The organism is Sphingobium phenoxybenzoativorans (assembly GCF_001757355.1).
In the GTDB taxonomy this organism is placed as follows: domain Bacteria; phylum Pseudomonadota; class Alphaproteobacteria; order Sphingomonadales; family Sphingomonadaceae; genus Sphingobium; species Sphingobium phenoxybenzoativorans.
On the sequence record NZ_MINO01000054.1, the window covers coordinates 18,456 to 27,579 of the forward strand.

General features: G+C 63.3%; 9 protein-coding genes. 4 read left to right on the top strand and 5 right to left on the bottom strand.

Translation table 11 applies throughout. The features are described 5' to 3' along the window. Nucleotides 1-103 precede the first annotated feature (103 nt). Nucleotides 104-1,876 (top strand): tetratricopeptide repeat protein, encoded by a 1,773-nt coding sequence (locus tag BHQ40_RS18670; protein WP_070157335.1) that lies wholly within the window; start codon nucleotides 104-106, stop codon nucleotides 1,874-1,876. On the opposite strand, the gene BHQ40_RS18675 is transcribed toward BHQ40_RS18670, so the two are convergent. The 3 genes from BHQ40_RS18675 to BHQ40_RS18685 form a co-directional block, all read right to left on the bottom strand. Then, nucleotides 1,873-2,424, bottom strand: a complete 552-nt coding sequence (locus tag BHQ40_RS18675) for a GNAT family N-acetyltransferase (protein WP_354321514.1) — start codon at nucleotides 2,422-2,424, stop codon at nucleotides 1,873-1,875. The genes BHQ40_RS18670 and BHQ40_RS18675 overlap by 4 nt on opposite strands. Next, nucleotides 2,403-5,135, bottom strand: a complete 2,733-nt coding sequence (gene secA, locus BHQ40_RS18680) for a preprotein translocase subunit SecA (RefSeq protein WP_070157338.1) — start codon at nucleotides 5,133-5,135, stop codon at nucleotides 2,403-2,405. Before secA ends, BHQ40_RS18675 begins: the two co-directional genes overlap by 22 nt. A 102-nt stretch (nucleotides 5,136-5,237) precedes the next feature. Beyond that, nucleotides 5,238-5,687, bottom strand: a complete 450-nt coding sequence (locus tag BHQ40_RS18685) for an energy transducer TonB (protein WP_171905898.1) — start codon at nucleotides 5,685-5,687, stop codon at nucleotides 5,238-5,240. A 127-nt stretch (nucleotides 5,688-5,814) separates the two neighbouring features. On the opposite strand from BHQ40_RS18685, the gene argJ reads away from it, so the two are divergent. From argJ to BHQ40_RS18700, 3 genes are read left to right on the top strand one after another with little or no spacing between them, the layout of a single operon-like run. Beyond that, nucleotides 5,815-7,041, top strand: a complete 1,227-nt coding sequence (gene argJ / locus BHQ40_RS18690; protein ID WP_070157343.1) for a bifunctional glutamate N-acetyltransferase/amino-acid acetyltransferase ArgJ — start codon at nucleotides 5,815-5,817, stop codon at nucleotides 7,039-7,041. A gap of 4 nt (nucleotides 7,042-7,045) precedes the next feature. Next, entirely contained in the window at nucleotides 7,046-7,840 is a 795-nt protein-coding gene (locus tag BHQ40_RS18695) for an inositol monophosphatase family protein (RefSeq protein ID WP_070157346.1), read from the top strand. 9 nt (nucleotides 7,841-7,849) lie between these two features. Next, the gene (locus tag BHQ40_RS18700) at nucleotides 7,850-8,461 is read left to right on the top strand and encodes a glutathione S-transferase family protein (protein WP_070157348.1); all 612 of its coding nucleotides are present in this window, start codon (nucleotides 7,850-7,852) and stop codon (nucleotides 8,459-8,461) included. Between the two features lie 18 nt (nucleotides 8,462-8,479). Here BHQ40_RS18700 and trxA read toward each other — a convergent pair whose 3' ends face one another. Together trxA and BHQ40_RS26280 are read right to left on the bottom strand one after the other, a co-directional pair. Then, nucleotides 8,480-8,800, bottom strand: coding sequence for a thioredoxin TrxA (trxA, locus tag BHQ40_RS18705; RefSeq protein WP_070157351.1), 321 nt, complete (start codon nucleotides 8,798-8,800; stop codon nucleotides 8,480-8,482). A gap of 62 nt (nucleotides 8,801-8,862) precedes the next feature. Continuing rightward, nucleotides 8,863-9,124, bottom strand: a 262-nt coding sequence (locus tag BHQ40_RS26280; RefSeq protein WP_171905899.1) for a PD-(D/E)XK nuclease family protein, incomplete at its 5' end; no start/stop codon positions are given.

Consider the following 9,124-nt stretch of genomic DNA (forward strand, 5'->3'; position numbering starts at 1 on the left):
GGCCTGATCCCGCGAGAGTGATATCATCCCCCGCGAACGCCCCCCGCCATATTCCGGCCGGGGCCGACGAATATTTCTTGCAAGCGTCTTTGGGGGGATTGCGATGCGGAAAGTTCATGCAAGCCTGTTTGCCGTTGCGGCCTTCCTTTCCGGCAGTTTCGCCAGTGAAGCGCATTTCTCTCCGGCGGCGCTGACGGCGCTAGACCCGCTCCGCGCAGCCTCCTCGCTCTGTGGAAGCAGGAAGGTTCAGGCAGCGTTCCGCCAACGCCTTATGCTCGCGGCGTTGGCCGTGGAACCGGCGAGCGGCGTTTCGGCGCCCATGCCGCTTTATCCCGACCTTGGTGTTTCGCGCTTTCCGGTAAGCACGGACAATGCGCAGGCGCGCGCCTATTTCAATCAGGGGCTGATGCTGACCTACGGGTTCAACCATGCCGGGGCGGTGCGATCCTTTCGCGAGGCGCAGCGGATCGACCCCGGCTGCGCGCTTTGCTGGTGGGGCGAGGCGCTGGCGCTGGGTCCGAACATCAATGCGGCGATGGATGAACGGGACAAGGATATGGCGCTGGCCGCCATCGATCACGCCAAGGGGCTGAGCGGAAAGGCGTCCCCGGTCGAACAGGCCCTGATCGCCGCGATGGCGCTGCGCTATTCCCGCGATCCGGGCGCGGAACGGGCGGCGCTGGACGGGGCCTATGCCGATGCGATGATCGGCGTCGCGAAACACTTTCCGGAACAGGACGACATAGCCGTGCTTGCGGCGGAAGCGGTGATGGACACGACGCCTTGGAATTACTGGGAAGCGGACAAGGTGACGCCAGTCGGCCGGTCGGGCGAGGCGGTTCGCCTGGTCGAGCAGGTGCTGGCCCGCGATCCTGATCATGCGCAAGCGGCGCATCTTTACGTGCATCTGATGGAGAATAGCGGCGATCCGAAACGGGCCGAGGCCGCCGCCGACCGGCTGAGCGCCGCTCCAGTGCCCAGCGCGGGGCATCTGGTGCATATGCCAGCACATATCTATCAGCTTCGCGGCCGTTACGCCGACTCCATGCGGGTGAATGTCGCGGCGGCGCGGGCGGATGAAGCATTCATCAAGGACACGGGCGACCGGGGCCTCGTCCGCTATGGCTATTACCCCCACAATATCCATTTCATCGTCATGTCAGCGCAGATGTCCGGCGACATGCGAACCGCCGTGCGGGAGGCGCAGAGGCTGCGCACCGTTCTGGACCCCGCCACCTCGGCGAAGATCGCGTGGATACAGGCGATCGATGCAGCGCCCTTCCTGGCGATGGCGCAGTTCGCGCCGCCCAAGGAGATATTGGCGATGCCAGCGCCCGACGCGCGGCTGCCCTATGCCACCGCCATGCGGCATTATGCCCGCGCCGTGGCCTATGCGCAGTTGCGGAACGGACGGGCATTCGATGCGGAGCTTTCCGCTCTGGCGAAGCTGCGCGCATCGGACGCCTTTGCGGACATGATCGCGCAGGGCGTTCCCGCGCCGGATCTGCTGTCCCTGGCGGAAGCCGTGGCGCGCGGGCGCTTCGCCTTCGCGCAGAGACGCTACGGGGAAGCAGCCGGCCATTATCGGGCAGCGATCGTGCTGGAAGGGAAAATCCCCTATCAGGAGCCGCCCTACTGGTATTATCCGGTAAGCCAGTCCCTGGGCGCGGCGCTGCTGCGTGACGGCAAGCCGCAGGAAGCGGCGCAGGCGTTCCGCACGGCGCTGGCGCAGACGCCCGCCAATGGCTGGGCGGTCTATGGTCTTGCAGAAGCGGAGAAGGCGCAGGGTCATGAACTGGAGGCAGCGGCGGCGCGGCAGTCCCTGCAGAAGTTATGGATGGGCGATCCGGGCTGGCTGCGTGTGGACCGGCTCTAGATATTATTCTCTAAGGATTTACGCATCACCGCCAGAAAAAATGGCGGATCGAGAGGGATCGGGAAAGGCTTCATGTCTCCGGTCTCGATATAGCCGCGACGGGTATAATAAGCGATCAGCTCCGGCCGCTGCGACACGACCGACAATTCCATCGTCCTTGCGCCGAAACGGCGGATCGCCTCCCGCTCGGCCGTGGCGATGATATGCTTGCCAAGGCCGCCGCTCTGCCGCCCCGGCTGAACGGTGAGGAGACCAAAATAGGACGAGGTAGCGGAAAGCCGGGTCAGGTGGACGCAGCCGATTATCGCGGAGCCGTCCCGGAATAGCAGGAGCAGTTCATCAGGATTGCCCAGGATCGCTTCCAGCGCCTCCAGACTGGTTCTCGGCCCTTCCAGCAGGTCCGCCTCATGGGTCCAACCCGCCTTTGCGGTGTCTCCGCGATAGGCGCTTTCGATAAGCGCATGCACCTCCGGCAAGTCCGCCGCTGTCGCCGGACGCGCCTCAGGATGGTCCATGATCGCGGGGGTCAGGCCAGCGCCCCGTGACAATGCTTGTATTTCTTGCCCGATCCGCAGGGGCATGGCGCGTTGCGGCTGATTTCCCCAGCGGCGACCGTCTCGCCATTTTCCGGGACGGCAAGGCGCTGGGTCGGGATCATCGTCGTGATCGCGCCCTGCGATCCGGCATCGCTGTCATCGGTATTATCCATGCCGGTGAACGGATCGATATGGGTGGTGATGAAGTCCGGCAGCACTGGAAGCTCCGGCATATCCATGGGTTCTTCCATGCGGAACTGCACCCGGCCGATGGTCTGCGTCACATCCTCGCGAATGTTGGAAAGCATCCGCTCGAACAGGGCGAACGCCTCCTGCTTATATTCATTGATCGGCGTTTTCTGGGCATAGGCGCGCAGGTGGACGACCTGACGCAGAGCGTCGAGCGTGGAAAGATGCTCCTTCCAGTGATGGTCGAGGCTCTGGAGCAGGATGCTCTTTTCGACCATGTGCCAGTCGTTGGTCTCAATCTGAGTCATTTTCTCCGCGACATGCGCGTCGGCCATCGCGGCAAGCCGTTCCTCGATCATCTCCGGATCAACGGCGTCCTCGTTCAGCCAGGCCTGAAGGTCCGGCTCGATGCTCAGAATCTCACGCGACTGTTCGGCAAGCGCGGCGATATTCCACTGTTCGGGATAGCTGCCGGGAGGGCATGCGGCGCCGACAATATCGTTCACCGTCTCGATACGCATGTCGGCGACGACATCGTCCACGGTCTCCGCGTCCATGATGTCGCTGCGCTGCTCGTAGATCACCTTGCGCTGATCATTCATCACGTCGTCATATTCGACAACCTGCTTGCGGATGTCGTAGTTACGCGCCTCAACCTTGCGCTGGGCGGTTTCGATCGCCTTGGACAGCCATTTGGAGCCGATAGCCTCGCCATCCTCCATATTCGCATTCATCATGCGGGCGAACAGCGTGTCCGGGCCGAAGATGCGCAGCAGGTCATCATCCAGGCTGAGATAGAAGCGGGACAGGCCGGGGTCGCCCTGACGGCCCGACCGGCCACGGAGCTGATTGTCGATACGGCGGCTTTCATGCCGTTCGGTGCCAAGCACGAACAGGCCGCCAGCGGCGAGCACCTCGGCCTTTTCGGCGTTGATTTCCGCGGCGATGCGCTCGACGGCCGCATCGCGTTCCGGTCCCTCCGGCATGCCGGCAAGTTCATCATCGACACGAAATTCCAGATTGCCGCCAAGCTGGATGTCCGTGCCGCGGCCCGCCATGTTGGTGGCGATGGTGACGGCGCCCTTGCGGCCCGCCTGCGCAACAATATGCGCTTCGCGTTCGTGGAAGCGGGCGTTCAGCACCTCATGCGCGACGCCCTCCTCCTTCAGGAAGTCCGACAGCATTTCCGACTTCTCGATGGACACGGTGCCCACGAGGACCGGCTGGCCGGTCTTGGCCTTCTCGCCGATCGCCTTGGCGATAGCGCGGAACTTGTCGTTGGTGTTCTTGTAGAATTCGTCTTCCTCGTCGATCCGCTGCACCGCCTTGTTGGTGGGGATCGTGACGACATTCATCTTGTAGATTTCGTGGAATTCGGTCGCTTCCGTCGCGGCCGTGCCGGTCATGCCCGAAAGCTTCGGATACATGCGGAAGTAATTCTGGAAGGTGATGGAGGCCAGCGTCTGGTTCTCCGGTTCGATATTGACGCCTTCCTTGGCCTCGACCGCCTGGTGCAGACCGTCCGACCAGCGGCGGCCGTCCATCATGCGGCCGGTGAACTCATCAATGATGATGACCTTGCCGTCCTTGACGATGTAATCGATGTCGCGGCGGAACATCATGACGGCGCGCAGCGCCTGATTGACGTGGTGGACGACCTGCGTATTCTCGAAATCGTAGAGATTGTCGCCTTCGAGCAGCCCGGCCGCTTCAAGCATCCGCTCGATCTTCTCGGTGCCGTCCTCGGTCAGCGTGATGTTCCGCTGCTTCTCGTCCTTCTCATAATCGTCGTCGGTGAGCTGCTTCACGATGCCGTCGACGGAGATATAGAGTTCCGACTTGTCGTCGGTCGGGCCGGAAATGATCAGCGGCGTGCGGGCCTCGTCAATCAGGATCGAGTCCACCTCGTCGACGATCGCGTAGTTGAAAGGCCGCTGCACCATCTGGGCGCGGTCATATTTCATATTGTCGCGCAGATAGTCGAAGCCGAGTTCGTTGTTCGTCGCATAGGTGATGTCGGCGTTATACGCCTCGCGCCGTTCCTCCTCGCGCATGTTCGGCACGATGACGCCGGTGGTGAGGCCGAGGAAACGATAGACCTGCCCCATCCAGTCGCAGTCGCGGCGGGCGAGATAGTCATTCACGGTGACGACGTGAACGCCCTTCCCCTCCAGCGCATTGAGATAGGTGGCGAGCGTCGCGACCAGCGTCTTGCCTTCGCCGGTGCGCATTTCCGCGATCTCGCCGCGATGGAGGACGATGCCGCCGATCATCTGCACGTCATAATGGCGCTGGCCAAGGGTGCGCTTGCCCGCCTCGCGGACGGTCGCGAAGGCTTCGGGCAGAAGGTCGTCCAGGGTTTCGCCAGCGGCAAGACGTTCGCGGAACTTCACCGTCTGCGCGACCAGATCCTCGTCGGACAGCGCAGAGATTGCAGGTTCGAAGGAGGCCACCTTGTCGACCAGCTTGCCCAGCGATTTAACGTACCGCTCATTGGACGATCCGAAAATGGACTTGGCGAGTGCGCCGAACATGCAAATTCCTGACGATTGAGAAACACAGGGCGGCCCCTTCGGACCCTATGCGGATATGCGCCGCGATTTAGGATCGCACGGGGGGATAGTCAATTGACAGCGTTAATCGGGTAACCGCCAAACAATGCGGCGATGCATACTATATTCGGTCCGGTGGCCGCTTGCATCACGGGCGGGCGTGAAGCGGCCGCGCAATGTGATCGCATTGCAGGCCGCCTCGTCGAGCACCCGATGCCCGCTGCTGTTAGCCGTATGGCAGTCCGTAATGCGCCCGCGCTTATCTACGGTCCAAACAATAGCGCTGGTCCCCTCCCACTGATTGCGCAGCGCCTCGGCGGGATAATCGTCAGAGGATATCCATGTGGCCATGCCTTCGCCAGATGGGGAAGGCACCGCTGGACCCGGCGCTATATCGTCCAGATCTTCGAAGAATACACCCACGACACGCTTTTTCCATTGCTGTGCGCCTTCGGTCTGGGCCGCGAGAACAATCATCAGGGAAACCAGGAGAATAGCCAGCAGGGCTGTGGCTGTTTCAACATATTTGCTCATTGCCGCCCCCTGTCCATGATCGCGCATTGCCTGTCCGGAGCTACGCTATGCCGTATCCTGCGCCAAAATCCAGCGACGGCGCGATGCGGGCGATTGACCCTCGCCCCATATCGGCTAATCCCCGCGCATGACCGAACGCTCACCCCTCGCCCCCGCCACATTCCCTGACCTCCCGGCCATTGCGGGCGTGACGCTCCGTGTCGCGAAGGCGCGATACAAGGCGTGGGACCGGTGCGACCTGACCTATGTGGAGCTGGACGCTGGCACGGCCGTCGCGGGCGTGACGACGCAGAGCAAATGCCCTTCCCCCGAAGTCGAATGGTGCCGGGACGCCTTTCCACTGGGCAAGGCGCGGGCGCTGGTCGTCAATGCAGGCAATTCCAACGCCTTTACCGGCAATCGGGGGCGCGCGGCGGTGGAGGCGATCGCCGCGCGGGTCGCGAACCATCTGTCCTGCCTGCCGAGCGATGTGTTCATCTCCTCGACCGGCGTGATCGGCGTGCCGCTGCCCATCGACAAGGCCGAGGCCGGGCTGGACGCCGCCTTTGCCGCCGAGCCGTGCGGATGGGAAGACGCGGCCGCGACGATCATGACCACCGACACCTTCGCCAAGGCGGCGACGGCCAGCGCGGTGGTGGATGGCCGGACGGTCAATCTGGTCGGCATCATCAAGGGTTCGGGCATGATCGCGCCGGATATGGCGACGATGCTGGGCTATATTTTTACCGACGCAGCGGTGGAGCCTGCCTTCCTGCAGCAAATGCTTTCGGCGGCGAACCGGACAAGCTTCTCGTGCATCACGGTGGACAGCGATACGTCGACCAGCGACACGGTGCTCGCCTTTGCGACGGGCAAGGCGGGCAATGCGCCGCTGGCGTCCTTCGACAGTAGCGGGGCGGACGCTTTCGCCGCCGCCTTGTCGGATGTCTGCCGCCAGCTTGCGCATCTGGTCGTGCGCGATGGCGAAGGCGCGTCAAAATTCATCGCGGTGACGGTGGAGGGGGCGGAAAGCGACGCCAGCGCCCATAGGATCGCTCTGTCGATCGCCAACTCGCCTCTGGTCAAGACCGCGATTGCGGGCGAGGACGCCAATTGGGGCCGCGTCGTGATGGCGGTGGGCAAGGCGGGCGAACCGGCGGAGCGCGACCGGCTGGCGATCCGGTTTGGCGCGACGCAGGTGGCGAAGGACGGGCTGGCGGTGGAAGGTTATGAAGAAGCCCCCGTCGCCGCGCACCTGAAAGGACAGGAGATCAGCGTCGGCGTCGACCTGGGCCTGGGCGACGGGCGGGCGACGGTTTGGACCTGCGACCTGACGCATGGCTATATATCCATCAACGCCGATTACCGGAGCTGACGCGATGCACGCACTTTACCGCCCGGTGGCGGAACTGATCGAGAAGGTCGCCGCAGAGATCGTCCTCCCGCGCTATCAGAATCTGACGGCGGAGGAGATCAGCGAAAAGGCGGCGGACGATTTCGTCACCATCGCCGACAAGGAAAGCGAGATCGCGCTGGTGGAGGGCCTGTCCCGCATCCTGCCCGAAGCGGGGATGATCGGCGAGGAAGCCAGCGCCGCTGACCCTTCCATCCTGGACGGTGCGGGTCAGGGCCTCAAATGGATCATTGACCCGATCGACGGGACCGGAAACTTCGCCGCCGGGAAACCGCCTTTCGGCATCATGGTGGGCCTAACCGATAATGGCGTGCCGCAAGCGGGATGGATATTCGATCCACTGGATGGGCGGATGTGCCATGCCCTTGCCGGGGGGGGCGCGTTCATCGACGGGGAGCGGTTCTCCGCACGGGAAAGCGGCGCACCCCTGCCGATCGTCGCCCTGCCCGTCTATTTCCTGTCCGCCGAACAGAAGGCGGAAATCGGCAGGAAAGCGGATGCCAGTTTTACGCTGGTGGATATTCCCCGCTGCGCCGCCGAACAATATCCCCGGCTGGCGCTTGGCCAGAATGACGTCGCCCTGTTCGAGCGATCGCACCCGTGGGACCATGTTGCAGGCGCCCTGCTGCTCAATGAATCGGGCGGCAGGCTCGCGCGGCGGGACGGGTCGGACTATGTGGTCGGCGACGGAAAATCGGGCCTGATCGGCGCATCCTCTCCCCGATTGTGGGAGAAGGCGGCCAAGGCCTTTGTCATTTAGGGTTCGGGCATGCTGACGCTTTGGGGCCGGTTAAATTCCCATAATGTGAAGAAGGTCGCATGGTTCGCGCAGGAACTGGGCATCGCCCATGTCCGCCATGATATGGGCGGGCAATTCGGCATGTCGCCGGCCTATCTGAAGCTCAATCCCAACGCCCTTGTCCCGACCATCGAGGAGGATGGGCTGGTGCTGTGGGAGTCGAACGCCATCCTGCGCTATATGGCCGCGCGCCACGGCGGAGCGCGTTTCTGGCCCGCCGATCCGGCAGAACGCGCGAGGGCGGACAAATGGATGGACTGGCAGTTCAGCTTTGCCGATGCACAAAGAGACGCCTTCCTGAACCTGGTGCGCCGGCCCGAAGCGGAACGGGACAAGGCCGCGATTGCGCGTTCCGCCGAGAATGCAGGCCGCATGATGCAACGGGTGGAGGATGCACTGACTGACGCGGACTGGCTGTCCGGCGCGGCGTTCGGGATCGGCGATATCCCCATGGGCGTCTATGCCCACACCTTCTTCACGCTCGATTTCGAACGGCCGGACCTGCCCAATGTCAGGGCATGGTATGAACGGCTGAAAAGCCGGGGCGCCTATGCCGGAACGGTGATGATACCGCTGACATAGGCGCCTGGAGCGACAGGATCAGAGTTCGCCCTGCAGCCAGCCCTTAAGCTGGCTCTTGGGCGCAGCGCCAACCTTGGTCGCGGCGACCTGGCCACCCTTGAACAGGATCATCGTCGGGATGCCGCGCACGCCATATTTGCTGGGCGCGTCGGGATTTTCGTCGATATTGATCTTCGCGATCGTGACCTGCTCACCCAGCTCCTCGGAAATCTCCTCCAGAGCGGGGCCGATCATCTTACAGGGGCCGCACCATTCCGCCCAGAAATCGACAAGCACCGGGCCGGACGCATCGAGCACGTCGGCCTGAAAGCTGCTGTCGGAAATCGCCTTGGTAGCCATGAACTGTCTCCTTTGTTGGATCGCTATCTAATGCGGCGAGGCACCGGCCTCAACGGCTGAACTCACAAATTGTGCTGCTCAGGCGAGAAGCCTGGCTTGTGGGGCGTCAACACCGCCGGCGGCAGGCCGATCAGCGCCGGTCCAGCGGTGTAGAGCAAGGCCGCCTCCACCGTCCGGCCGGGGAAAATCGCCTCCAGCGCGGCGACATAGGCGGCCATCTGACGCAGGTGGGGAACGGGCACGCCCTCCGCCGTTTCGGGGAAGCGGCCGCCGGTCTTGAAATCAACGACCTGAATGCTGTCCGGGCCGATACAGAGCCGGTCG